The organism is Paraburkholderia phymatum STM815 (assembly GCF_000020045.1).
In the GTDB taxonomy this organism is placed as follows: Bacteria; Pseudomonadota; Gammaproteobacteria; order Burkholderiales; family Burkholderiaceae; genus Paraburkholderia; species Paraburkholderia phymatum.
The window spans coordinates 937,194-961,364 of the sequence record NC_010622.1; the positions used below are offsets into that span (position 1 = coordinate 937,194).

General features: G+C 62.5%; 21 protein-coding genes and 3 tRNA genes. 16 read left to right on the forward strand and 8 right to left on the reverse strand.

The features are described 5' to 3' along the window. Positions 1-20: 20 nt before the first annotated feature. From lepA to nagZ, 8 genes are all read left to right on the forward strand, one after another. Positions 21-1,814 (forward strand): translation elongation factor 4, encoded by a 1,794-nt coding sequence (lepA, locus tag BPHY_RS04240; protein WP_012400247.1) that lies wholly within the window; start codon positions 21-23, stop codon positions 1,812-1,814. Positions 1,815-1,834: 20 nt separating this feature from the next. Beyond that, a complete protein-coding gene (gene lepB, locus BPHY_RS04245; RefSeq protein ID WP_012400248.1) occupies positions 1,835-2,728 on the forward strand; it encodes a signal peptidase I in 894 nt (297 codons plus the stop codon). A gap of 175 nt (positions 2,729-2,903) precedes the next feature. After that, positions 2,904-4,205, forward strand: coding sequence for a ribonuclease III (rnc, locus tag BPHY_RS04250; protein WP_041763723.1), 1,302 nt, complete (start codon positions 2,904-2,906; stop codon positions 4,203-4,205). Positions 4,206-4,269: 64 nt separating this feature from the next. Then, positions 4,270-5,169 carry a GTPase Era gene (gene era / locus BPHY_RS04255; protein ID WP_052306058.1) on the forward strand — a complete coding sequence of 300 codons (900 nt, stop codon included), beginning with the start codon at positions 4,270-4,272 and terminating at the stop codon, positions 5,167-5,169. Then, entirely contained in the window at positions 5,156-6,166 is a 1,011-nt protein-coding gene (recO, locus tag BPHY_RS04260; RefSeq protein WP_012400251.1) for a DNA repair protein RecO, read from the forward strand. The genes era and recO overlap by 14 nt, the downstream gene beginning before the upstream one ends. Beyond that, on the forward strand, positions 6,163-6,927 hold the full coding sequence (gene pdxJ / locus BPHY_RS04265; RefSeq protein ID WP_012400252.1) for a pyridoxine 5'-phosphate synthase: 765 nt from the start codon (positions 6,163-6,165) through the stop codon (positions 6,925-6,927). The genes recO and pdxJ overlap by 4 nt, the downstream gene beginning before the upstream one ends. A gap of 23 nt (positions 6,928-6,950) precedes the next feature. Continuing rightward, positions 6,951-7,358 (forward strand): holo-ACP synthase, encoded by a 408-nt coding sequence (acpS, locus tag BPHY_RS04270; protein ID WP_012400253.1) that lies wholly within the window; start codon positions 6,951-6,953, stop codon positions 7,356-7,358. Between the two features lie 67 nt (positions 7,359-7,425). Next, complete coding sequence (gene nagZ / locus BPHY_RS04275; protein WP_012400254.1) at positions 7,426-8,457, forward strand: beta-N-acetylhexosaminidase; 1,032 nt, start codon at positions 7,426-7,428, stop codon at positions 8,455-8,457. Positions 8,458-8,534: 77 nt separating this feature from the next. Here nagZ and BPHY_RS04280 read toward each other — a convergent pair whose 3' ends face one another. The 4 genes from BPHY_RS04280 to earP all read right to left on the reverse strand — a co-directional run bounded on the left by BPHY_RS04280 (position 8,535) and on the right by earP (position 12,617). Beyond that, positions 8,535-9,917, reverse strand: coding sequence for a sigma-54-dependent transcriptional regulator (locus BPHY_RS04280; RefSeq protein WP_012400255.1), 1,383 nt, complete (start codon positions 9,915-9,917; stop codon positions 8,535-8,537). A 123-nt stretch (positions 9,918-10,040) separates the two neighbouring features. Next, complete coding sequence (locus BPHY_RS04285; protein WP_012400256.1) at positions 10,041-10,247, reverse strand: CsbD family protein; 207 nt, start codon at positions 10,245-10,247, stop codon at positions 10,041-10,043. 302 nt (positions 10,248-10,549) lie between these two features. Further along, a complete protein-coding gene (gene efp / locus BPHY_RS04290) occupies positions 10,550-11,107 on the reverse strand; it encodes an elongation factor P (RefSeq protein WP_012400257.1) in 558 nt (185 codons plus the stop codon). 328 nt (positions 11,108-11,435) lie between these two features. Continuing rightward, on the reverse strand, positions 11,436-12,617 hold the full coding sequence (gene earP, locus BPHY_RS04295) for an elongation factor P maturation arginine rhamnosyltransferase EarP (protein ID WP_012400258.1): 1,182 nt from the start codon (positions 12,615-12,617) through the stop codon (positions 11,436-11,438). Positions 12,618-12,873: 256 nt separating this feature from the next. On the opposite strand from earP, the gene uvrC reads away from it, so the two are divergent. The 6 genes from uvrC to BPHY_RS04325 all read left to right on the forward strand — a co-directional run bounded on the left by uvrC (position 12,874) and on the right by BPHY_RS04325 (position 16,842). After that, the gene (uvrC, locus tag BPHY_RS04300) at positions 12,874-14,949 is read left to right on the forward strand and encodes an excinuclease ABC subunit UvrC (RefSeq protein ID WP_407671195.1); all 2,076 of its coding nucleotides are present in this window, start codon (positions 12,874-12,876) and stop codon (positions 14,947-14,949) included. Between the two features lie 140 nt (positions 14,950-15,089). Continuing rightward, positions 15,090-15,680, forward strand: a complete 591-nt coding sequence (gene pgsA, locus BPHY_RS04305) for a CDP-diacylglycerol--glycerol-3-phosphate 3-phosphatidyltransferase (protein ID WP_012400260.1) — start codon at positions 15,090-15,092, stop codon at positions 15,678-15,680. 146 nt (positions 15,681-15,826) lie between these two features. After that, a tRNA-Gly gene (locus tag BPHY_RS04310) sits at positions 15,827-15,902 on the forward strand. Positions 15,903-15,971: 69 nt separating this feature from the next. Next, positions 15,972-16,047, forward strand: a tRNA-Gly gene (locus BPHY_RS04315). A 152-nt stretch (positions 16,048-16,199) separates the two neighbouring features. Beyond that, positions 16,200-16,273: transfer RNA gene (locus BPHY_RS04320), tRNA-Cys, on the forward strand. Positions 16,274-16,341: 68 nt separating this feature from the next. Continuing rightward, complete coding sequence (locus BPHY_RS04325; protein WP_012400262.1) at positions 16,342-16,842, forward strand: GNAT family N-acetyltransferase; 501 nt, start codon at positions 16,342-16,344, stop codon at positions 16,840-16,842. 12 nt (positions 16,843-16,854) lie between these two features. Here the strand turns inward: BPHY_RS04325 and BPHY_RS04330 are convergent, their stop codons facing one another. From BPHY_RS04330 to BPHY_RS04340, 3 genes are read right to left on the reverse strand one after another with little or no spacing between them, the layout of a single operon-like run. Further along, positions 16,855-17,745 (reverse strand): cytochrome c oxidase assembly protein, encoded by an 891-nt coding sequence (locus tag BPHY_RS04330; RefSeq protein ID WP_012400263.1) that lies wholly within the window; start codon positions 17,743-17,745, stop codon positions 16,855-16,857. A 52-nt stretch (positions 17,746-17,797) separates the two neighbouring features. Further along, complete coding sequence (locus BPHY_RS04335) at positions 17,798-18,277, reverse strand: copper chaperone PCu(A)C (protein WP_012400264.1); 480 nt, start codon at positions 18,275-18,277, stop codon at positions 17,798-17,800. A 17-nt stretch (positions 18,278-18,294) separates the two neighbouring features. Further along, positions 18,295-18,921, reverse strand: a complete 627-nt coding sequence (locus BPHY_RS04340) for an SCO family protein (protein WP_012400265.1) — start codon at positions 18,919-18,921, stop codon at positions 18,295-18,297. Positions 18,922-19,298: 377 nt separating this feature from the next. On the opposite strand from BPHY_RS04340, the gene otsB reads away from it, so the two are divergent. Further along, entirely contained in the window at positions 19,299-20,048 is a 750-nt protein-coding gene (otsB, locus tag BPHY_RS04345) for a trehalose-phosphatase (protein WP_012400266.1), read from the forward strand. Between the two features lie 52 nt (positions 20,049-20,100). Next, positions 20,101-21,537 (forward strand): alpha,alpha-trehalose-phosphate synthase (UDP-forming), encoded by a 1,437-nt coding sequence (gene otsA, locus BPHY_RS04350; RefSeq protein WP_012400267.1) that lies wholly within the window; start codon positions 20,101-20,103, stop codon positions 21,535-21,537. Positions 21,538-21,627: 90 nt separating this feature from the next. On the opposite strand, the gene BPHY_RS04355 is transcribed toward otsA, so the two are convergent. After that, a complete protein-coding gene (locus BPHY_RS04355; RefSeq protein WP_041763285.1) occupies positions 21,628-23,463 on the reverse strand; it encodes an ABC transporter ATP-binding protein in 1,836 nt (611 codons plus the stop codon). Between the last annotated feature and the right edge of the window lie 708 nt (positions 23,464-24,171).

Below are 24,171 nucleotides of genomic sequence, written 5' to 3' on the forward strand. Positions count from 1 at the left end.
TTTCGCTTGATCGGCACTGAATGGATCATATTCGTAACTTTTCGATCATTGCGCACATCGACCACGGCAAGTCGACGCTCGCCGATCGCATCATCCAGATTTGCGGCGGTCTCTCGGACCGCGAGATGGAAGCACAAGTTCTCGACTCGATGGATCTCGAGCGCGAGCGCGGCATCACCATCAAGGCTCAGACGGCTGCACTGTCGTATCGCGCGCGCGATGGCAAGCTGTACAACCTGAACATGATCGACACGCCCGGGCACGTCGACTTCTCTTATGAAGTCAGCCGTTCGCTGTCCGCGTGTGAAGGCGCGCTGCTGGTCGTCGACGCGAGTCAGGGCGTCGAGGCGCAGACTGTCGCGAACTGCTACACGGCGATCGAACTAGGCGTCGAGGTCGTGCCCGTGCTCAACAAGATCGACCTGCCTGCAGCCAACCCGGAAAACGCGATCGCCGAAATCGAGGACGTAATCGGCATCGACGCAGCTGACGCGACGCCTTGCAGCGCGAAGACGGGCATGGGCGTCGAAGACGTGCTCGAAGCGCTGATCGCCAAGGTGCCGCCGCCCAAGGGCGACGCGGGCCAGCCGTTGCAGGCATTGATCATCGACTCGTGGTTCGACAACTACGTCGGCGTCGTGATGCTGGTGCGCATCGTCAACGGCACGCTGCGTCCCAAGGACCGCATTCGCTTGATGGCGACGGGCGCCGAGTATCCCGTCGAGCACGTCGGCGTGTTCACACCCAAGTCGAAGAATCTCGAGTCGCTGTCGGCGGGGCAGGTGGGCTTCATCATCGCGGGTATCAAGGAACTGACGGCTGCGAAGGTCGGCGATACCGTGACCACCGTGAAGAACGCGGCGCCGGAACCATTGCCCGGCTTCAAGGAAGTGAAGCCACAGGTGTTCGCTGGTCTCTATCCCGTCGAAGCGAACCAGTACGACGCCCTGCGCGAATCGCTGGAAAAGCTCAAGCTCAACGATGCATCTCTGATGTACGAGCCGGAAGTGTCCCAGGCACTCGGCTTCGGCTTCCGCTGCGGCTTCCTCGGGCTGTTGCATATGGAAATTGTCCAGGAACGTCTCGAACGCGAGTTCGATATGGACCTGATCACGACCGCGCCGACCGTGGTCTACGAGGTCGTTCAGCGCGACGGTACGACGATCATGGTCGAGAACCCGGCCAAGATGCCGGACCCGTCGAAGATCGAAGAAGTGCGCGAGCCGATCGTCACTGTGAATCTGTACATGCCGCAAGACTATGTCGGCTCGGTGATCACGCTGTGTACGCAAAAGCGTGGCGTGCAAATCAACATGCAATATCACGGCCGCCAGGTGCAGTTGACGTACGAGATCCCGATGGGCGAAATCGTGCTCGACTTCTTCGACCGTCTGAAGTCGGTGTCGCGCGGCTATGCGTCGATGGATTACGAGTTCAAGGAATATCGCGCGTCGGACGTGGTGAAGGTCGACATGCTGATCAACGGCGATAAGGTCGACGCGCTATCCGTCATCGTGCACCGTTCGCAGAGCCAGTATCGCGGCCGTGAAGTCGCGTCGAAGATGCGCGAAATCATTCCGCGACAGATGTACGACGTCGCGATCCAGGCCACCATCGGCGCACACATCATCGCGCGCGAGAACATCAAGGCACTGCGCAAGAACGTTCTTGCCAAGTGTTATGGCGGCGACATCACACGTAAGAAGAAGCTGCTGGAAAAACAGAAGGAAGGCAAGAAGCGGATGAAGCAAGTCGGCTCCGTCGAGATCCCGCAAGAGGCTTTCCTCGCGATTCTGCGCGTCGAAGACAAATAAGACTAAAGAACTGGAACCCTATGAATTTTGCGCTGATTCTTTTTGTGCTCGTGATTCTCACGGGCGTGGCATGGGTCGCGGACAAACTGGTTTTCCTGCCGAAACGGCGTCGGGCTGCTGACGCAGCCGTCGCCGAGTTCGACAATCAGCAGGCGCGTATCGGGGAGCGCTTCGCGGACGAAAACGCGCCCGCCACGCGCGCGCGTCTGCGTGAGGAGAAACTGCGCCAGCCGTGGTGGCTCGAATACACGGCGAGTTTTTTCCCGGTGATTCTCGTCGTGTTCGTTGTTCGTTCGTTCGTCGTCGAGCCGTTCAAGATTCCGTCCGGTTCGATGGTGCCGACGCTGCTGGTCGGCGACTTCATCCTTGTCAACAAGTACGACTACGGCATCCGTCTGCCCATCACAAATACGAAGATCACGGAAGGCCGCCCGCTGCAGCGTGGCGACGTCGTCGTGTTCCGCTACCCGAAGGACGAATCGGTCGACTACATCAAGCGCGTGATCGGTCTGCCGGGCGACATCGTCTCGTATCAAGACAAGCAGCTCACGATCAATGGCAAGCCGGTACCCGAAACGCCGCTGCCCGACTACTTCGACGAAGAGCGCATTGGCTACGCAAAGCAGTTTGAAGAAGACATCGACGGCCGAAAGAACCGCATTCTGAATAACCCCGCGGTGCCGCCTTTCATCGTCGGTGCGGAGGATTATCCGTATCGCGATAACTGCAAGTACGACGCGCATGGCGTGACGTGCAAGGTGCCACCGGGCAACTACTTCATGATGGGCGACAACCGCGACAACAGTGCGGACAGCCGCTATTGGGGCTTTGCACCCGACAAGAACATCGTCGGTCGGGCGTTCTTCATCTGGATGAACTTCAGCAACCTGAAGCGCATTGGCGGCTTCCAGTGATTGCCTTTTGCGCATCGACACAACGATGCACGCTGAACCCGCGCAACACGTCGTGCATTCCATGCGGCGTGTTATCACGCTACTTTAAGAACGCGCGGTAACATCGCTACAACACGCTTTTTCGGCGCCGGGGCCGCGTTTCCGCCCCGTGATGCGCCCGCGTTATACTCTGCACATGCCCCTATCTCCGTTGGAAAGCCGTTTGCGCTACGAATTTCGCAATGCGGAATTGTTGCGACAGGCTTTAACTCACCGCAGTCACAGTGCCACGCATAATGAGCGGCTGGAATTTCTCGGCGATTCCGTTCTGAACTGCGCGGTGGCCGCGCTTTTGTTCCAACGTTTCGGGAAGCTGGACGAGGGTGATCTGTCCCGCGTTCGCGCCAATCTCGTCAAACAGCAGTCGCTGTATGAGATTGCTCAGGCGCTGAATATCTCCGAGGGACTGCGGCTCGGCGAAGGCGAATTGCGCAGCGGCGGCTTCCGCCGTCCGTCCATTCTGGCCGATACCCTGGAAGCCATTCTGGGCGCAATCTTCCTCGACGGCGGTTTTGACGCGGCGCAAACGGTCATCAAGCGGCTCTACGTGCCGATTCTCGATCACATTGATCCGCGCACGCTCGGCAAGGACGCCAAAACGCTGCTGCAGGAATACCTGCAGGGTCACAAGATTCCCCTGCCGACCTACACCGTCGTCGCCACGCATGGTGCGGCACACAATCAGCAGTTCGAGGTGGAGTGCACGGTGCCCAAGCTGGACGTGAAAGTGTCCGGTTCAGGCGCTAGCCGTCGCGCGGCCGAGCAGGCTGCGGCGAAAAAGGCGCTCGACGAGGTGATGGCTGCGGCGCCTGCCGTAGTATCCAAGACCAAGCGCTCGAAGGGCGCTCGCGCGACCAGGCAGGAAGCCGAAATCGTGCCGGGCGTGACGGGCGTGCAGGCTGCGCTCGATCTGCGGGCGCCCGACAGCCGCAGGGCCGAACGCGCGTCACGGGCCGAGGCGAAACCGGTGGGGCCGGAGGTGCCGTCGGCTGCACAGGCGGCTGCCGGCGCGCCGCTCGCCGTCATCCGCGCAGCGCATGTGGAATATAGCCAGGACGTTGGGGGCGGCGACAAGGCCGATCGCGGCGAGAAGGGCGAGCGGCCGGCGCGGATCGCGGACCGCGCTGCAGCCGAGAAAGTCGCGCAGGAAAAGAGCGCGGACCGACCGGAAGCGGCGCTGAAGCCGGTCGAGCGTCAAACCGAGCGTCAGCAGGGCGCGGATAAGCCCGACGCGCAGTCGCGCGCAGCGGACAAAGCCCCCGACAAGGCGGTGGACAAACCTGCTGACAAGCCCGCCGAAAAACCCGACACCAACGCCCGCAGCGCAGACAAACCCGCGTCCCGCGCTCGCGAGGCCGCGCCCGGCACAAGCACGGGCGATCTCGAACCCGGCGTCGCCGGCGCGGTGCATACCCGCGTGGCCGATGCCGGTCATTGAACGCAATATCACGTGAATGCGCGCTCGATGATGCGCGCCCACCCGAACCTGCCGTAGTACGAATATGAACGCTTCCACTCCCACTGGTTTCCGCTGCGGCATGGTCGCGATCGTCGGCCGTCCGAACGTCGGCAAGTCGACGCTGATGAACGCGCTCGTCGGACAGAAAGTCAGCATCACGTCGCGCAAGGCGCAGACGACGCGCCATCGCATTACGGGTATCAATACGCTCGACGACGCGCAGTACATCTTCGTCGACACACCCGGCTTCCAGACCCGTCATAGCGGAGCGTTGAACCGCTCGCTCAATCGCGCGGTGACGTCGACGCTGACCTCCGTCGATGCCGTGTTGTTCGTGATCGAAGCCGGACGCTTCGGTCCCGACGACCAGAAAGTGCTCGACCTGATTCCCGCTTCTGCGCCGACGCTGCTCATCGCGAACAAACTCGACCGCGTGAGCGACAAGGATTCGTTGTTTCCGTTCATGCAGCAGATGAGTGCGGCGCGCGAGTTCAAGGAAATCGTGCCGCTATCGGCCAGGAATCCCGACGACATCAAGCGTCTGCTGACGACAGTCAAGCCGTATCTGCCGCAGGGCGATCCGATCTACGGCGAAGACGACCTGACCGATCGCAGCGAGCGTTTCCTTGCCGCCGAAATCCTGCGCGAAAAGGTGTTCCGCTGGACAGGCGACGAACTGCCGTACACCAGCACCGTGCTGATCGACAAGTTTGAGACGGAAGGGCGCCTGCGGCGCATTTTTGCAACGATTCTCGTCGAGCGCGATACGCACAAGGCGATGATCATCGGCCAGAAGGGCGCCAAGTTGAAGCAGATCAGCTCGGAAGCGCGCCTTGACATGGAAAAGCTGTTCGACGGCCCGGTGTATCTCGAGACGTTCATCAAGGTGAAGAGTGGCTGGGCGGACAATGAAGCCGGACTCCGTGCCTATGGTTACGAATGAGATTACGCATGATGACGCCTCGGGTACCCGCGCCGACGCGTGGATGACGCTGCCGGCCGAAGCCGATCCTGACGTCGACTCCGACGACGCCACGGGCGCGCGGGACGAACCGTTCGCGCCGCCGGCGCCAGCCAAACCGGCGCGTCCCGCGCGTTCCGTGAAGCGCGGCACGTCGCGCAAAAGCGGCGACGATTTTTCGGAGGATGGCGGCCATGCCGTAGCAACGCCGCGTAAAACATCGGCGCGCCGTTCGCCGTCTCGCGTGCCGCGCGCCGCTGCCTCCGAATTCCGCATCGGCGAACAGCCCGCCTTCGTCCTGCACAGCTATCCATACCGTGAAACGAGTCTGATCATCGACGTGCTGTCGCGCGATCACGGCCGCATCGCGCTTGTCGCGAAGGGCGCCAAGCGCCCGCATTCCGCACTGCGCGGCGTGTTGCAAACGTTCCAGCCGCTGTCGCTCAACTGGTCCGGCAAATCGGAAATGCGCACGCTGACGGGCGCCGAGTGGGTCGGCGGAATGCTGCCCCTGACGGGCGACGCGCTGCTGTGCGGCTTCTACGTGAACGAGCTACTCGTGAAGTTTCTCGCACGTGAAGATCCGCATCCACAACTGTTCCATCATTATGTCGTGACCCTGACGCGCCTTGCGCACGACGAACCGCCCGTGCAGGTGCTGCGTTCGTTTGAGCGCGTGCTGCTGCGCGAGACGGGTTACGCGATGTCGCTCAATCGTACAGTGGCGCGCAAGGCCGTGGTGCCCGATGGCCGCTACGTGTTCGATCCCGAGCGCGGCGTGCGCGAAGCGTCCGACGAGTATCCGTCGAACTGGCCCGTCATCAGCGGACAAACCTTGCTCGATATGGAGCAGGACGATTACCATCGAGCGCAGACCATCGCGCAAAGCAAGACGCTGATGCGCTTTTTGCTCAACATCTATCTGGGCGGCACGCCGCTCGCGACGCGCCAGATCCTGATCGACCTGCAGAACTTATGAGCTTCTTCCTGACTTCTCCGAATGTGATCGACCTCGGCGTGAACATCGATCACGTCGCCACGCTGCGCAACGCGCGCGGCACGTCCTATCCCGATCCGATCCGCGCCGCGCTTCAGGCGGAAGAAGCGGGCGCCGATGCGATCACGCTGCATCTGCGTGAAGACCGCCGCCACATCGTCGACGCCGACGTGCGCGCGTTGCGTCCGCAACTAACGACGCGCATGAACCTCGAATGCGCGGTGACGCAGGAAATGCTCGACATCGCGTGCGAAGTGCAGCCGCATGATGTGTGTCTCGTGCCGGAAAAGCGCCAGGAGCTGACGACGGAAGGCGGCCTCGATGTCGCCGGGCACTTCGAGGCGGTACGCGCCGCGTGCAAGCAACTGGCGGACGCCGGCTCGCGCGTGTCGCTCTTCATCGATGCCGACGAGGCCCAGATTCGCGCCGCCCACGAAGCAGGTGCGCCCGTTATCGAACTTCACACGGGAGCCTACGCGGAAGCGCACGACGCAAGCGAGCAGCAGCGCGAATACGAACGCATTGTGCGCGGCGTCGAGTTCGGCGCGTCGCTGGGCCTGAAGGTGAACGCAGGTCACGGCCTTCACTACACGAACGTCCAGCAGATCGCGGCGATCGAAGGCATCGTCGAACTGAATATCGGCCACGCGATCGTCGCACATGCGATCTTCGCGGGCTGGGACAACGCCGTGCGCGAGATGAAGGCGATCATGGTCGCCGCGCGTCTTGCGGCGCGCGCATAACCAGGCAGACAAACGGCACGCGTATGGCGATCTACGGCATCGGCACCGACATCGTTCAGGTCAGCCGCGTCGCGGCAGTGATGCAGCGGACCAACGGGCGCTTCGCCGAGAAGGTGCTCGGACCCGATGAGTTGCGCGTCTATCACGCGCGCCATGCGCGCTCGCAGGCGCGCGGCCTCGCATTTCTCGCGACCCGCTTCTCCGTCAAGGAAGCTTTCTCGAAGGCGATCGGCCTCGGCATGCGCTGGCCGATGACGTGGCGCGCCTTGCAGACGCTGAACGAGCCGAGCGGACGTCCGACGTGTGTGGCGTCGGGCGAACTCGCCGACTGGCTCGCTGAACGCGGCATCACGTCGCGCGTGACGCTGTCCGACGAACGCGATTACGCGGTGTCGTTCGTGATTGCCGAGACGCCCGATACTGCCGACTGATTCTCCATGCGAGACGGGACGCGCGTCACAGGCGTCGCCGCGCTCTTTCCTCTACTTCACGAATCCGATGAAACTGACTCCTGGCCCGGTGATGCTCGACGTCGTCGGCAAAGCCCTGAACGCCGATGACGAGCGCCGCCTCGCGCACCCAATGACGGGCGGCGTGATCCTGTTTGCACGTCACTTCGAAAGCCGCTCGCAACTGGTCGCGCTGACCGACGCGATTCGCGCGACTCGCGACGACCTTCTGATCGCCGTCGATCACGAAGGCGGCCGTGTGCAGCGCTTTCGCACCGATGGCTTCACCGTGCTGCCGTCGATGGGCAAGCTCGGCGCGCTGTGGGACGAGGATGTGCTGCGCGCGACCAAAGTCACGACGGCAGTCGGCTATGTGCTCGCATCCGAGTTGCGCGCGTGCGGCATCGACATGAGCTTCACGCCCGTGCTCGATTTGAACTACGGTCACTCGCAGGTGATCGGCGATCGCGCGTTCCATCGCGATCCGCGCGTCGTGACGATGCTGGCGAAGAGCCTGAATCACGGCCTCGCGCTCGCGGGCATGGCGAACTGCGGGAAGCATTTTCCCGGTCACGGGTTCGCGACGGCGGACTCGCATGTGGCTGTGCCCGTCGACGAACGTACGCTCGACCAGATTCTCAGCGAAGACGTCGCGCCGTATGACTGGCTCGGACTCTCGCTCGCGTCGGTGCTGCCGGGGCATGTGATCTATCCGAAGATCGACAGCAAGCCGGCCGGTTTTTCGCGTGTGTGGATCCAGGACATCCTGCGCAACAAGCTGGGATTCGAGGGCGCGATTTTCAGCGACGATCTGTCGATGGAAGCGGCGCGCCAGGGCGGCACGCTGACGGAAGCGGCCACGGCCGCGCTCGAAGCGGGTGTCGACATGGTGCTGATCTGCAATCAGCCCGACGAGGCAGGAAAGGTACTGGACGCGCTGCGCGTCACGCAATCGAACGAGTCGAAGCAGCGCCTTGCGCGCATGCGTCCGCGCGGCGACGCGCCGTCATGGGCCGCATTGATGGACGAGCCGCAGTATCGACGGGCACAGGCGCTGCTGCGCGAGACTTTCGCTGCGTGATCTTCGCGCTGCAGTAGCAATAAGAAAGGACGGGTCTCGATCGAGCCCGTCCTTTTGTTTTGCCGGCAAGCAGCCGATCAGTTCAGCCGCATCCGTTGCAATTTGTTGTACAGCGTCTTTGGACTGATGCCGAGCAGCGAAGCCGCGCGATGACGTGTGCCGCCCACGGCATCGAGGGTCGCACGAATCAGCATTTCCTCGACATCGGCGAGCGGCGTGCCGACCGTCACCTGCACGCGGCCGCCGTTCAGGTCGCGGCCACCTGCGCCGTTGCTCTCGTCGGCGCGCAACGTCTCTAGCACGTCGCCGGAAGCGTGATAGGCGCGCCGCACGCGGTCCTGCAATTCACGCACATTGCCCGGCCACTCATACGCGAGGCATTCGCGGACGAAATTCGGTCCGACCAGCTTCGTCGCGTCGGCGACGCCGCGGGCGTTCGCTTCGTCGTTCAGTTCGTCGACGATCACCTGCGCGAAGAGGGCAGGGTCGTCGCCGCGTTCGCGCAGCGGCGGCAGCGACAGCGCGGCTGCTTCGAGACGCAGCCCCAGATCCTGATGCAGCGTGCCATCCGCGAGAGCCGCCCGCGGCGCCTTGCGCGTCGACGCGATCAGCCGGAAGTCGGTCGCGACCTGGTTCGTGCCGCCGACGCGCATGAAGGTCTGTGAATCGAGTGCGCTCAGCAGCGCTTCCTGCTGCGGACGCGGCAACAACGTAATCTCGTCGATGAAGAGTGTGCCGCCGCTCGCCTGCTCGAACAGGCCGGGCTCGCGCTGCTCCGCGCCACCGAACGCGCCGCGCTCGTGACCGAACAGCAGGCTGTCGAGCGGCCGGCCGCCCGCGACGGCCTGCGCCGAGCGGCAGTCGAGCACGACGAACGGCCCTTTGCGTCGGCGGCTCATTTCATGCAGCGTGCGCGCTGCGACTTCCTTACCCGTTCCGGCTTCGCCGGAAATCAGCACGGCGGCTTCCGTCGGGGCGATGTGCTCGATCGAATCGTAGATATGCTGGATCGCGCCGCTGCGGCCGATCATCGGCCCGAAACGGCCCATGCGGCGCAGCTTCGCGCGCAGCGTCTGCACTTCCTCCGTCAGTTCGTACGGACGCGGAATGCGTGCCAGCAGGCTGCGCAGACGGGGAATGTTCACGGGCTTGAGCAGGTAGTCCCAGATTCCGTGCCGCAAGCCTTCGATCGCGCTCTCCACGGTCGCATTGCCCGTCATCACGATAACGGGCAGCGCACCGCCCGGCGGCTGCGCGGGCAGATGCTGAAGCAGGTCCAGCCCGCTGCCGTCGGGCAGATTCAGATCGACCAGCACGACGTCGGGAATGAAGCGTGTCAGGGCTGCGCGCGCTTCGGAGAGCGTGATCGCGGTGTCGACGGAAAAACCGTCGGCGGCCAGAATCGCGGACAGGCCTGACAGGCTATTGGGATCGTCTTCGACAATCAGGGCATGTGGCATAACGAGCGCAATTGTTCAGATGGACGGGTGTCCGACGTGCGCGGCCCGCCGGGGCGGCGCCGTGCGCGCGGACGCTTGATGATCGGGGTGAGCGGCCAATCCTCCCGGTCGGGCTTGCCGGGATCAAAAGTCCCGGTTCCGGTCGAAGAAGCGGCGCACCTCGAGTTCCGCTTCGTCGCGCGTTTTGCCATAGCGCTCCTGGATCAGACCCGCCAGCTTGTCGGCCCGCCCTTCCGCCTTGGTCAATTCGTCGTCCGTGAGTTCACCCCACGCGGTTTTCGCCTTGCCGATCATCTGTTTCCATTTGCCCTCAGCAATATCGTTGTTCATGGCACACCTCCCGTGTTTTTTCCGAATGAACTAAAACTTCATCGGCCTGAAATACTGAACAAGCAGGACGCGTGCCAATCCGGACAATCCCGTAAAAGCAGCGTGAGAGCGGGCTAAAAACCTGATCAAAGCGAGTCCGACGGCGACCCGGCCTGGCAAAATTGCATGACAGGGCGGTAAAGTTTTCCACCACCATACACGGTCGCGAAAAAAAGAAAAAGCGCCCCGAAGGGCGCTTTTTAATTCCAAAGACCCTGATTGCACTCCGGGTCTAGGACGAATGCACTGCAGCGCGATTGAAATTAGGCGCGGCTGCGGTATTCGTTGGTACGCGTGTCGATTTCGATCTTGTCGCCGATGTTGCAGAAGAGCGGCACCTGAAGTTCGAAACCCGTGTTCAGCTTGGCCGTCTTCAGAACCTTGCCCGACGACGTGTCGCCCTTGACAGCCGGTTCCGTATAAATGATTTCGCGGACCAGCGTGGTCGGCAGTTCGACGGAGATCGCCTTCTCGTTGTAGAAGACGACTTCGCAAGCCATGCCGTCTTCGAGGTAGTTCAGTGCGTCGCCCATCATTTCGGCTTCGACTTCGTACTGGTTGTAGTCGGCGTCCATGAACACGTACATCGGGTCGGCGAAGTACGAGTACGTCACTTCCTTGCGGTCCAGCACGACAACGTCGAACTTGTCATCCGCCTTATAGACGGTTTCCATGCCTGCGCCCGTCAGAAGGTTCTTGAACTTCATCTTGACGACGGCGGCGTTACGGCCCGACTTGTTGTATTCGGCTTTCTGCACGACCATCGCGTCGTTGCCGATCATCACCACGTTGCCTGTGCGGAGTTCTTGAGCGATCTTCATAAAACTTTCCTGTACGAAATAAGGTGCTTCAACAATTTGCTCAACGGCATACGGCGTAAGCGGGTTCGGCGCCCGGCGCGCGTTCGAGACCTTCGTTGAGGCACGCGGAAGGTCGATCGAACTGGATTGCGCGGTGAGCGGGGCCGGTGCCTGCGGGGAAAAGGCGCTGCTGCTTTGCCATTCCGTGCTTCGTCCGTCTGCTTCTTTTACCCGAAGCGGGCGCGTACGCGTGTGACACTGACTGGACATGACCGTGGAGGCGGACTGAGAATCCGCCGCCGGCCGCGCCGTCGTGCCGCGCTTGCGTCGTCGGCCGTTGGATAACCGCTTATTTTAACTGACTTTTTGCGAATTCGGCGAGATTTCCGGTGAGATCGCCGATTGACGCCAGTTCGTGCGCCCACGCGGCTGCGCGCGCGTCGAGGCGCGCGCGATGGCGCCACAGATCTTCCCAGTCGGGTGTGCCCTTGCCGTTCCACGCGTGCCAGAAGCGGCCCAAGGCAGCGCGCGCGTCGGCGGAAAGGCCGTGCGCGTAGTGGGCGAGGGCGGCATCGAGTTTCGGCAGATGGGCGTCGTCGGCCTGCGGATAGATTTGCCAGACGAACGGCCGCGCGGCCCATTGCGCGCGTACGAACGAATCCTCGCCGCGCACGAAATTGATGTCGCTCGCCCATAGCAGTTCGTCGTAGCCGGGTTGGTCGGTGAAAGCGAGCGCATGGGCGCGCAGGCTGCCGCGCACTGCCTGCGCGCCGCCTGCAAACGAGGGCAGGCCGAAAAAGCGCGCAACCGCGCCCGACACGCGGCCTTCGGGCACGAGCAGCACGATTTCGCCTTTCGCGTCGCGCCACTGTTCGAGCAGGCTGTCGACGGCGGGGTTTTCGTACGCGAACAGCGAGACGACGACCGCATTTCTCGACGGCGGCGTGCCGGCCGTTCTCGCCTGCCACCATGCGGCGCGCGCGTCGGGTGATGCTGCGAATGCGGCGCGGCGCGCGTCCAGATCGCGTTCTTTGAGCACGCCGCCCGTGCCTTTGCCGAGTCCGGGGAAGAAGAACGTCTTCATCAGCGCGTGACGCGGATGCGGCGACGGCCGCAAATGGAAATCCGCGACCCAGTCTTCGCCGCTTAGATACTCGAGATTGAACCAGACGGGCGCCCGCTCGCGCCGCGCCATCGCCTCGATGTACGCGTGCGGCAGCTCGCATGCGAACGCCTCGATCACCACGTCGGCCACCTGCAGCGTATCGCCCACATGCGCAGGCTCGTGCCAGTGCTCGACGACGATACCGCCGACCGTCTGTCGCGCACTGTTCACGTCAATGGAAGCATTGAGCTTGTGAAAGGCATGTAGGTCGTCGACCAGCAGGCGCACCTGCCAGCCGTGCTCGCCTGCGAGTTGCCGCGCGAGCCGCCAGCAGACGCCGATGTCGCCGAAGTTGTCGATCACCGCGCAGAAAATGTCGCACGCGATCGTCGACGGCTGGGGCGCTTGGGTGGGAGCGGAGGACATGATCGCGGCGCCTGGCTTCGGGCCCGGGCGGAATGTTCTAAACTGGCGATTCTAAAGCACATCACCCACATGACGCGCCGTCATTACACGGCGTGCAAGCCGATTCTGCATGACCCGATCCGATTCCCCCCGCACCGCCGATCCCGCCGCGAATCAGGCCGCGAGTCAGGCCGCGAAGCAGGCCGCGAAGACTGACGTGAGCGCAGCCGTCGCTGAAGAGTTCGACCCGAAAAAGGTGTTGCGGCAGCTGCCGCACATGCCCGGCGTCTATCGTTACTACGACGAGCAGGGCGCCGTGCTATACGTGGGCAAGGCGCGCGACTTGAAGAAGCGCGTGTCGAGCTACTTCACGAAGACGCTGCTGTCGCCGCGCATCGCGATGATGGTCTCGCGCATCGCGAAGATCGAAACGACGGTCACGCGTTCGGAAGCGGAAGCGCTGTTGCTCGAGAACAATCTGATTAAGGCGTTGGCGCCGCGCTACAACATCCTATTTCGCGACGACAAGTCATATCCGTACCTCAAACTGACAGGCCACCAGTTTCCGCGTATGGCGTATTACCGCGGTTCGGTCGACAAGAAGAATCAGTATTTCGGACCGTTTCCGAGCGCGTGGGCTGTGCGTGAGAGCATTCAGATCCTGCAGCGCGTGTTTCAGTTGCGCACTTGCGAAGACTCTGTATTCAACAACCGCACGCGCCCGTGTCTGTTGCATCAGATTGGACGATGCACGGCGCCGTGCGTCGGTGCCGTCACAGAAGAGGACTACGCGCGCGATGTTTCCAATGCTTCGCGCTTCCTCCTCGGACGTCAGTCGGAAGTGATGAAAGAACTTGAGCAGAAGATGCACGCATTCGCCAGCGAACTGAAGTTCGAGCAAGCGGCCGCGGTGCGCAATCAGATGAGTTCGCTATCGACGGTGCTGCATCAGCAGGCGATCGAAGTCGGCGGCGATAGCGATGTCGACATCCTTGCCGTCGTCGCGCTAGGCGGGCGCGTGTGCGTGAATCTCGCGATGGTGCGTGGCGGCCGGCATCTCGGCGACAAGGCTTACTTCCCAACGCATGTCGAGAGCGCATTGACGGCGGATGAGGGCGGTATCGAAGACGGCGATGTTCTGCTATCGGCCGAAACCGCATCGGTGATCGACGTCGAGGCGGAACTGGGCGACGAGTCCGAGGACGCACTGAGCATCGACGAAGCCGCGTCGGAAGAAAGCGCGCCGGAAGAAAGCGATTCCGAAGATGTTGCCGAGGATGCAGACAAGAAGCCGCGCCGCGCACACGGGATCGAATCCGAAGTACTCGAAGCATTCATCGCGCAGCATTACCTCGGCAATCGGGTGCCGCCCGTGCTCGTGGTCAGCCATGCGCCCGCAAGCCGGGAACTCGTCGATTTGCTGATCGAGCAGGCCGGGCATAAGGTCACGCTGCTGCGGCAGCCGCAGGGCCAGAAGCGGGCGTGGCTCGCGATGGCCGAGCAGAATGCGAAAATCGCGCTCGCGCGGTTGCTGTCCGAACAAGGTTCGCAGCAGTCACGCACGCGTTCGCTCGCTAACACGCTGTCGATGGAATGCGAAGACCTCGCCCATCTGCGCATCGAGTGCTTCGACATCAGCCATACGATGGGCGAAGCGACGCAGGCATCGTGCGTGGTGTTTCACCATCACAAGATGCAGTCGTCCGAATACCGGCGCTACAACATCACGGGCATCACGCCCGGCGACGACTACGCGGCGATGCGTCAGGTGCTCACGCGCCGCTACGAGAAGATGGTCGCGCAGGCCGCGGCGAACGCGAACGACGAGGCGGCCGAATTGCAGCCCGAAGCGGCCGCCGATCCCGCCGCCGCGCCCGAAGGCGCGGAACCTGTCGCTGCGGGCGGGCAGTTGCCGAACATCGTGTTGATCGACGGCGGCAAAGGGCAGGTCGAGATTGCGCGCCAGGTGTTCAATGAGCTTGGGCTGGACCTCGGCATGCTGGTCGGTGTCGCAAAGGGCGAGGGCCGCAAGGTCGGGCTGGAAACGCTCGTGTTCGCGGACGGCCGGCCGTCGCTCGAACTCGGCAAGGAAAGTGCGGCGCTGATGCTCGTCGCGCAGATCCGCGATGAAGCACACCGCTTCGCGATCACCGGCATGCGCGCGAAGCGCGGCAAAACGCGGCAGACGTCGCGGCTCGAGGAACTGGAAGGCGTTGGCGCCAAGCGACGTCAGCGCTTGCTCGCGCGCTTCGGCGGCTTGCGCGGCGTCGTGGCGGCGAGTATCGACGATCTTGCGAGTGTCGAAGGCATCTCGCGTGCGCTCGCCGAACAGATTTACCGTCAGTTGCATTGACGTGCCGTTCGCGCGCAACAGCAGGCCCTGACGCCTGGGCGCCCCACAGCCGCGATGCGCGCGCGCCGGGGCGTTGCTTGTGGCGCGCCGGGTGAACCGGCACAATTGCATCTCTTATCTCAGAACGTAGCGCCAGCCCCATGCCGTTTAATTTTCCGATCTTCCTGACGTGGCTGCGGATAGTATTGATTCCGCTCGTGGTGGGCGTGTTCTATCTGCCGGACATGATGCTGAGTCCGATGCACCGTAATCTGGCGGCAGCGACGATCTTCATCCTCGCTGCGCTGACCGACTGGTTCGACGGCTTTCTCGCGCGTAAATGGAACCAGACGTCGGCTTTCGGCGCGTTCCTCGACCCCGTCGCCGACAAGCTGATGGTGACGGCCGCGCTGCTGGTGCTCGTGCAACTGTCCCGGCTGGACTCGGCGATCGCGCTGGTGATCGTCGGTCGCGAGATCGCGATTTCCGCGCTGCGCGAATGGATGGCGCAAATAGGCGCATCGAAGAGCGTTGCCGTGAATTCGCTCGGCAAGTTCAAAACGGCCTGCCAGATGACGGCCATTCCGATGCTGCTGTTTTATGGGCCGCTGTCGTTCGGCGCGTTTTCGATTGACACGCGCGTATGGGGTTTGTGGCTCATCTATCTCGCTGCGTTCCTGACGATCTGGTCGATGCTGTACTACATGAAGCTCGCCTGGCCGCAGATCCGCGAGCGCGGCGGCATGGCGTAATCGAAGCGCGGCGAGGGGCCTCACTAAAATTTTCAATCGCTCGTACAAAAAGAGTTGACACGATTCCGTGCCTTCTACATAATCTCGTTTCTCCGGTGCACGCGCTAACAAACAGCGCGAAACACAAGAGAAAACAGCAGCAAAATGCGGGAGTAGCTCAGTTGGTAGAGCGCAACCTTGCCAAGGTTGAGGTCGCGAGTTCGAGACTCGTCTCCCGCTCCAGATTCGAAAGCAGCGTTTTGCGGCAAGCAGTTAGCAGGGCGTTGCAGTTGTAGTCGGTTGCAGATTCACGCGGGAGTAGCTCAGTTGGTAGAGCGCAACCTTGCCAAGGTTGAGGTCGCGAGTTCGAGACTCGTCTCCCGCTCCAAACACAGGGGGAAGCCAAGCTTCCCTTTTTGTTTGATGCTTCATAAGAAGCATTGAGCATGATTGACCCTGATGTTCTGTTGTCCGGGTCATGCAGAAAAAATCTGCGAGCCGTTGCAGATGCAACTGAGTACGGTTCGGCAGTCCGCTTGTGGCGCGATAGCAAAGCGGTTATGCAGCGGCCTGCAAAGCCGTTTAGACCGGTTCGACTCCGGTTCGCGCCTCCAGAAGCAAAGAAAAGCCCCGAGATGTCGGGGCTTTTCTTTTTCAGCGCTTCACTGTTCAAGGCAACGCTATGACCGAGCATCTACCGGCGACAAACAAGGCAGCTTCTTCGATCGACTGGCGTTGGAAGGCCTTCGACGACCTGACGAACGTCGAGGTGTATGACATGCTCGCCGCGCGCGCAGCCGTGTTTATCATCGAACAGAACTGCCTGTATGACGACGTCGATGGTCTTGACACCGACGCGTGGCATCTTCTGGCATACGGCGACCACGCGCCCGGCGCGCGCGTGCCGCTTGCCGGTTATCTGCGCGTGCTGTTGCCCGACAGCCGGGACTCCGACATCCGCATCGGACGTGTGCTGACGACAGCCCGATTCCGCGGGCAGGGCTTGGGCCGAGCGATGCTCGAACAGGCACTCGGTCACATTGATGCCCAGTGGCCGGCCACGCCGATTCGTTTGCACGCGCAGGCGCATTTGCAGGCGTTCTATGGCGCGTTCGGCTTCGAGCCGGTATCGGACGTGCACGAAGAGGACGGCATCCCGCACATCTGGATGCGTTCTGCCTGACGCACGCAGGTCTCAATGCTGATTGGCATGGACCGCGCTCGATGAGGTTCGCGTGCGAGCAGACGCCGTGACGTCCGCCTGTTTCTCCTCGCGCAGGCGCGCACGCGCGGAGAGTCTCATCCAGTGACGCAGCGCAAGCACTGCGCCTATCACGCTCATCATCGAACCCGGAATCCAGAGCAACAGCCCGCCGATCTGCTGATCGCGCATCGGGCTGAGCCAGGTGAACGCGCGTCCGCAGATCGAATACACGGGATACAGCTCGCGCGGCGAGAAAAAAATGAACGCGCCGAGTACGATCTGCGGGGGAATTGCGGCGACGACCAGCACGACACGGCGCCCTGGCGACAGCCGTGCGGGCGGTGCAGGCCTCGGATCGAGCACCAGCCACCAGAACATCAGGCCGTCGATCACCATGCTCCAGTTCATCACGCGATACAGCCGCCAGTCGAGCATCGCGACGAAGTGAACCGGCGCAAGCAGCCAGAAATAGATCAGTCCAACGAAGAGCACGACGGCGATGACGGGATGAAACAGAACGTCGAGCATCGTCCGCACGCCGCGCATTCGCAATGCCGGACGCACGAAGCGATGCCGCCAAGGGTACGGAATGCCTGCGCGCATCGCCGCGCCCGGATACGAGAGCGCAATGAAGAACGGTCCGAGATGATGCAGCACCAGATGCTGCGCCCGATGCATGAAGAATTCATGCTCGAAGAAATAGTCGAGCCGTGTATGCAGCGCGACATAGAGCGCTGCAAGGCCGAACCAGAACGACAGTTGCCGAGCCACTGACGCCTTCGCCTTGCGCACGCCGCGCGCAAACAGCACCGCGGCGATCAGCATCGCGATCACGACGGTCGGCGACGGCTCCCAAGGTTCGAGCCAGTAGAGCACGTTCATCGCGAACAAGGGATCAGTTTCATCGCGGAAGGAAGCGCAAGTTCGCCTGGCGTTACTTCGCCGCCGCCGGCGACTTCACGACGAACGGCGCATCGAGTGTCTCCCCGTCGGAGAACTGCAGCTTCAGATGAACCGTATCGCCGGGCGCGACCTTGTGCTTCGCATCTTCGAGCATCACGTGATAACCACCCGGCGCAATCGAAGCCTGTCCATGTGCGGGCACAGTTAGCTTGTCGACCATCACCATCTTTTGCGTCGAGCCGTTGGACAGCGTCTGATGCAGCATCGCGCTGCCGTAGTCGGCGCTCGATATATCGACGAGGTCGATCGGCTTGTCGCTCGAATTGGCGAGCGTGAGATAGGCCGCGGCGGGCAAATTGTTCGGCAGCCAGCGAACCCATGCGTTCTGCACGGCAATGGCCTGCTTGCCGTCCGCGGCGTGTACGGTGATGCTGCCCGTCGCGGCACAGGCGAAAGTGGCGGCGCAAACCAGCATGTGAAGCGTCGAGAGCGTTTTGATTTGTTGTGTCATGACGAACCTGTAAAAAATCAGGAGGGGTGTTCAATGATACGGCGCACGTCCCGCGCGATGTCGTCGGGCGTGTCGTGATCCGTGGCGAGCAGGCGTGCGTGATTGCGTGCGTCGAAGATGTAAACAGCCGAACTATGCGTCACTTCGTAGTTGCCGTTCGGATCGCGCTTCTCCATCTGATACGCGACGCGATAGTCCCGCGCGACGCGCTCGATTTGCGCATCGGTGCCCGTCAGGCCTCGCGCATGCTGCGCATCAAATGCGGCGACATAGTCGTGCAATGCCTTCGGCGTGTCGCGCGCAGGATCGACGGTGACGAACAGGATGCGCACCTTCGCCGCATCGGACCCGAGTTTGCCGATGACCTGCACCAGACGTCCCATCGTTTCCGGGCACACATCGGGACAATGCGTGTAGCCGAAGTAGACGAGCGACGCGCGCCCTTTGAGCGCCTCGGCCGCGACGGGCTGCCCATCGTCATCCGTCAACGTGAAACCGAGGTCGGGCAGGTGCCCGCTCACGTCTGTGAGCTGCCACGGCTCGGGCCGCTGCGAGCATCCCGCGCCGCCGAGCGCCGCGCACAGCGCGAGGCCCAGCGCCGCGAGGCGCCGTCGGACGGGCGCGTGTGTGATGAGGGCGTGCAAGTGGAACACCGGTGTTTTCGGGAACAAAGGCGGTTTCGACGACTCGATTCAGAACAGAACGCAAACCACGCGCCGCGATGGGCAAAACTCGATAGCGTGCGGCGTTATTCCACGGCCGGCGCCGTTTCGACTCTATCGCAATTTGCGACGCGTCGTTGTACCGTGGGCCTGTAACGCGGAAAGCGGGTCAATATGCCGCAGCACATTGAAAGGCGGCTGTCGCTGGATGGTGCGCAGCTTGCATGCGCAGCGTCGGTCGACGGCCTGGAACGCCGACTCGTGCCGCGTCGAAGCTGACTTTCTCGAAAAAACGACCGATGCGCGGTAAGATGCGCACACTTTTCCGGCCGGAAGCGGCTGAGAGGCAACGTACACCGATGCAAGCACTTCCCGCTTTTCTGTCTCCGACGGAGACGGCTTTTTTCTTCGATTTCGACGGCACGCTCGTCGATCTGGCACCGACACCCGATGGCGTACTCGTGCAGCCGGAGGCGGTCGCGTTGCTCGCCGAATTGCGGCGTCTGACCAACGGCGCGGTGGCGATCCTCTCGGGTCGGGGCATCGACAGCATCGACCAGTTTCTCGGCATGCCCGATCTGCCCATCGCGGGTTTGCACGGCGCCGAACGGCGCGACGCGAACGGCGACACGCAGCGCATCGGCTTCAACGACGAGCGGCTGCTGCGCATGGAGCAGGTGCTCGCGGACATCGTCAATGCGAATCCCGGCATGCTGCTCGAAATCAAGGGCGCGGCGCTTGCCTTGCACTATCGCAATGCGCCCGATCGCGAGCCGGTTGCACGTGAAGCCACCACGCGCCTGGTCGCCGACTATCCGGAAGCATATGTGTTGCAGCCGGGCAAGATGGTCTACGAAATCAAACCAAAGGATGTCGATAAAGGCCGCGCGCTGCGCGCCTTTCTCGACGAGCCGCCGTTTACAGGCCGCACGCCCATTTTCGCCGGCGACGATCTCACCGACGAAAAAGGCTTCGCGGTCGTCAACGACCACGGCGGTCTGTCGATCAAGGTCGGCAGCGGCGACACGATCGCACGCTCGCGCATCGGCTCGGTGAGTGCGCTGCTCGCGTGGCTGTCCGAAATCGTCGCGGCGGCACGCAGCGCATGACCACGACCGTTCATCCGCGCCGTGCCCTTGTTCAGCACGGAAGTCACGCAACATGAGCCGATTGATCATCGTATCGAACCGCGTCGCGCCAATTTCGGAAGGCGGCCCGGCGGCGGGCGGCCTGGCCGTCGGCGTATACGACGCATTGAAGGAAACGGGCGGCATGTGGTTTGGCTGGAGCGGCGAGGTGCTCGGGTCCGGCCAGCCGCAGATGAGGCTCGAAGAGCGCGGCCCCGTCACGTTCGCGACCATCGGCCTCGTGCGCCGCGATTACGACCAGTACTACCGCGGTTTTTCGAACGCAACGCTGTGGCCCGCATTTCACTATCGGCCGGATCTGCTGCAGTTCGACCGGCACGATTTCGAAGGCTATTGCCGCGTGAATACGTGGCTCGCGCAACAGCTTGTGCCGCTACTACGCGACGACGACGTCATCTGGGTTCACGACTACCACCTGATTCCGTTCGCGCAGGCGTTGCGCGCGGCGGGCGTGAAGAACCGCATCGGCTTCTTTCTGCACATTCCGTTTCCGGCGGCGCAGGTGCTGCTGGCCGTGCCGCCGCATCGCGCGCTGGTCGAGGCGCTTTGTTCGTTCGATCTGCTCGGCTTCCAGACAAAGCCCGATTTACGGGCCTTCTGCGACTACATCGTCAACGAAGCGGATGGATGGGCGGAAGCACAGGCGCCGGGGCGGAGCGCTGCGCCGACCGTCGTGCATGCGTTCGGCCGCACGCTGCGCGCGGCCGCATATCCGATCGGCGTGTATCCCGACGAGATAGCCGAGCTGGCGAAAGCGGGCGAGGGCGACAAGCCCGTGCGTACGATCGAGGCGACGCTGCATGCGCGCAAGCTGATCATGAGCGTGGACCGGCTCGATTACTCGAAAGGGCTGGTCGAGCGCTTCCGCGCATTCGAGCGGCTGCTGGAGCACTCGCCTTCTTATCGCGACAAGGTATCGTTCCTGCAGATCGCGCCGCCGACGCGTTCGGATCTACACGCGTATCAGGAAATCAGATTGCAGCTGGAAGGCGAATCCGGGCGCATCAACGGACGCTTCGCGGAGCTCGACTGGACGCCGATCCGCTACATCCATCGGCAGTACGAGCGGCCCGTGCTGGCGGCGCTGTTCCGCACCGCGCACGTCGGCTACGTGACGCCGCTGCGCGACGGGATGAATCTCGTCGCGAAGGAATATGTGTCGGCTCAAGACCCGGAAGACCCCGGCGTGCTGGTGCTGTCGCGCTTTGCGGGCGCTGCGCAGGAGCTGACGGGCGCGCTGATCGTCAATCCTGTCGATATCGACGGGATGGCCGACGCGCTCGGCACGGCGCTGTCGATGCCGCTCGCCGAACGCAAGGCGCGCTACGTCGACATGATGGCGCAACTGCGTGAGAACAACGTGTCCGTGTGGCGCGACAATTTCATGCGCGATCTGCAGCAGATGCCGGATCCGCTGGCGCAGTCGATCAGGGAAACGGCGCAAGGGTGACGTCCCGCTTGCACGCCGATTAAAAAAGCCGCTTCGATCGAAGCGGCTTTTTTGTTGCGGCCGTGTCCGTCCAGACGGGCGCGCCGTAGGTCACGCCACGTGCTGTTCGTCCAGTTTCTTGCCGCCCACATGCAGCGTCGAATGCTTGCCGAACTGCTTGGAAAGCAGATCGCGATACAGACCGGGACGGTTGCGCAATTCTTCAGGGCTGCCGTCGTCGATCACCTTGCCCGCGCTCATCACGATAATGCGGTCGAAGTTGTGCAGCGTTGACAGACGGTGCGCGATCGCGATGACCGTTCGGCCGACCATCAGCCGGTCGAGCGCCTTCTGGATCGCTTCTTCCGATGCACTGTCGAGGGCGGAGGTCGCTTCATCGAGCAGCAGGATCGGCGCGTTCTTGAGGATCGCACGCGCAATCGCGATACGCTGCCGCTGGCCGCCCGACAGCTTTACGCCGCGGTCGCCGACGATCGTGTCGAAGCCTTCCGGCATCGCTTCGATGAAGTCCGTGCAGCGGGCGTCTCGCGCGGCGGCGAGCACTTCGTCGCGCGTCGCTTCCGGGCGTCCGTAGGCGATGTTCTCGTAGACGGTACGGTGCAGCAGCGAGATGTCCTGCGGCACGAGCGCGATGGTATGGCGCAGGCTGTCCTGCGTGATGCCGCTGATGTCCTGGCCGTCGATCATGATGCGGCCGCCCTGCGCGTCGTAGAAGCGTTGAAGCAGCGCGAGCACCGTCGACTTGCCCGCGCCCGACTTGCCGATCAGACCGACCCGCTGGCCGGCGGGGATGTCGAGATCGAAGTGGTCGAGAATCGGGCGGCGTTTCGGATACGCGAAGGTGACCTTGTCGAAGGTCACGCGGCCGCCTTGCGGCACGAGTTCCGTCGCGTCGTTGCGGTCAGGCATGCCGTGTGGCTCGAGCAGCGTCTTCACGGCCTCGGCGAGACGCGCAATGTGCTGCGTTACGTCGACCAGCGCGACGGCCAGGTCGCGCGTGCCGTGCAGGATCGTGAAACCGAGCGAGCTGACGAGCACGATGTCGCCCGAGGTCGCCTTCCCCTGATCCCAAAGCCACAGCGCCCAGCCGAGCAGACCTGCGGACAGCAGCGCCGTGATCACAGCGTGCAGCAGGCGCAGCTTTTCCAGGTACAGCAGGCTCTGCTGACGCGCGACCATTTCCGACTTCACGGTCGCGCTGAAGCGCTTTTGCTCGCGAAACGTCATGCCGAATGCGCGCACGAGACCCATGTTGCCAATCACGTCGACGAGTTCGCCGTCGACAGCGGCCGCCTTGCTCGCGAAATTGTGGTGTCGTGCGGATCCGCGTCCCGCGAGCTTGTACAGCACGACGGAGAGAATCGCCGAGCAGGTCAGCAGGCCGAGCGCCATCAGCGGATTGACCGTGATGATCATCACGATCGCGCCCGCTACCGCGATGCAGGGCGGCAGCACGTTCCACGCAGTCGTGTTCTCGGCCGTGTAGACGGCGTTCGAAGTCGCAGTGATTCGGCTCGCCAGCGTGCCCGGCTGTTTTTCCGCGTAATAGGTCGGCGAGTGGCCCGTCAGATACTGAAACAGGTCCTTGCGCAGGTCGCCTGTGACGGCCACGAAGGTATGGGCGGCCACCCATCCACCCACGCGCCATAGCAGGTTGTCGGCGGCGATCAGGCCCACGAGGATCGCAAATGCACCCCACAGCGGCCCCGGATGATGACGGCCTGCGCCCAGCACGTCGATCAGATGCTTGATCGCGTACTGCGAGGCGAGTGCACAGCCCACGGCCGCGAATACGCTGCACAGCACGATCAGGTGAGCGACCGGGTGGCGGCGAATAAAGCGGAAGAGGAACGCAAGCGGCCGGTTCGCATAGCTCGCGAGCTTTGCGTTGTGGGCGTTTCGCTGGGCAATGGTCAGATGTTCCAATTGTTCGTTTGAGATCGGTCGGTTTGAGGCGGTCTGGATCGGGTTCAGGTCGTGCAACGGATGTGCCTGGGAACGGCCCTAACACCAGCGTAGGACTCGCATTGTAAACATGCAAAAGCCATTTCGCATGGCGGTACGGCCATTGAGGGCGCGATTATTTTCGCGACACGATGCCGGTAAGCTTTCCCATGCCTGACCCGCGCCGGGCCAAGTGGTTCACGCCAAGGACGTGCATTTTTGGGATACAATTACAGTTTGCATACATAGCCGTGTGCAATGTAGACCGGCAGATCGGTTCTTACATGGGCGGTCAGATGCTCGGACCGTCGGCAACCGGCTTTTGGCGCTAGCGCCGATGCAGGGCTCCCAATGTAAAGCGCCTTGTGAAAACAAGGGTTTGCAGAGTGTTTCGCGCTTGTAACAACGTAAAGACTTTGAAATGTGGGGGCGGGCGCGCCGGCCAGGCATTGATAATGCATGCTCGGTCACGTCAGGAAATATCTGACAGTTTGTCAACGTCCGTTCATGCGCCGCGTTTACGGCATGAACACAGTCTTGATATTGACCCAAGCTGTCGTCTTATAAGCGATCCATCGCAGGAATTCTCGAAAGAATCAGGCATCGCGCCGATGCGGCCTCAAGCTGCATGGGAACCGAGCGCCTGGCGAGCAAGCGAAGTCGCTTTTTCCAAACTGCAGTCTTTTTTGC

What these genes read in the sequence shown, in the direction of transcription:
- BPHY_RS04325 (WP_012400262.1), top strand. Translation starts at nt 16,342, where the DNA reads ATGACCGAGCATCTACCGGCGACAAACAAGGCAGCTTCTTCGATCGAC.
- BPHY_RS04335 (WP_012400264.1), bottom strand. Translation starts at nt 18,277, where the DNA reads ATGACACAACAAATCAAAACGCTCTCGACGCTTCACATGCTGGTTTGC.
- pgsA (WP_012400260.1), top strand. Translation starts at nt 15,090, where the DNA reads ATGCCGTTTAATTTTCCGATCTTCCTGACGTGGCTGCGGATAGTATTG.
- BPHY_RS04280 (WP_012400255.1), bottom strand. Translation starts at nt 9,917, where the DNA reads ATGCCACATGCCCTGATTGTCGAAGACGATCCCAATAGCCTGTCAGGC.
- rnc (WP_041763723.1), top strand. Translation starts at nt 2,904, where the DNA reads ATGCCCCTATCTCCGTTGGAAAGCCGTTTGCGCTACGAATTTCGCAAT.
- nagZ (WP_012400254.1), top strand. Translation starts at nt 7,426, where the DNA reads ATGAAACTGACTCCTGGCCCGGTGATGCTCGACGTCGTCGGCAAAGCC.
- uvrC (WP_407671195.1), top strand. Translation starts at nt 12,874, where the DNA reads ATGCCCGGCGTCTATCGTTACTACGACGAGCAGGGCGCCGTGCTATAC.
- pdxJ (WP_012400252.1), top strand. Translation starts at nt 6,163, where the DNA reads ATGAGCTTCTTCCTGACTTCTCCGAATGTGATCGACCTCGGCGTGAAC.
- earP (WP_012400258.1), bottom strand. Translation starts at nt 12,617, where the DNA reads ATGTCCTCCGCTCCCACCCAAGCGCCCCAGCCGTCGACGATCGCGTGC.
- BPHY_RS04285 (WP_012400256.1), bottom strand. Translation starts at nt 10,247, where the DNA reads ATGAACAACGATATTGCTGAGGGCAAATGGAAACAGATGATCGGCAAG.
- lepA (WP_012400247.1), top strand. Translation starts at nt 21, where the DNA reads ATGGATCATATTCGTAACTTTTCGATCATTGCGCACATCGACCACGGC.
- lepB (WP_012400248.1), top strand. Translation starts at nt 1,835, where the DNA reads ATGAATTTTGCGCTGATTCTTTTTGTGCTCGTGATTCTCACGGGCGTG.
- otsA (WP_012400267.1), top strand. Translation starts at nt 20,101, where the DNA reads ATGAGCCGATTGATCATCGTATCGAACCGCGTCGCGCCAATTTCGGAA.
- BPHY_RS04330 (WP_012400263.1), bottom strand. Translation starts at nt 17,745, where the DNA reads ATGAACGTGCTCTACTGGCTCGAACCTTGGGAGCCGTCGCCGACCGTC.
- otsB (WP_012400266.1), top strand. Translation starts at nt 19,299, where the DNA reads ATGCAAGCACTTCCCGCTTTTCTGTCTCCGACGGAGACGGCTTTTTTC.
- era (WP_052306058.1), top strand. Translation starts at nt 4,270, where the DNA reads ATGAACGCTTCCACTCCCACTGGTTTCCGCTGCGGCATGGTCGCGATC.
- efp (WP_012400257.1), bottom strand. Translation starts at nt 11,107, where the DNA reads ATGAAGATCGCTCAAGAACTCCGCACAGGCAACGTGGTGATGATCGGC.
- recO (WP_012400251.1), top strand. Translation starts at nt 5,156, where the DNA reads ATGGTTACGAATGAGATTACGCATGATGACGCCTCGGGTACCCGCGCC.
- acpS (WP_012400253.1), top strand. Translation starts at nt 6,951, where the DNA reads ATGGCGATCTACGGCATCGGCACCGACATCGTTCAGGTCAGCCGCGTC.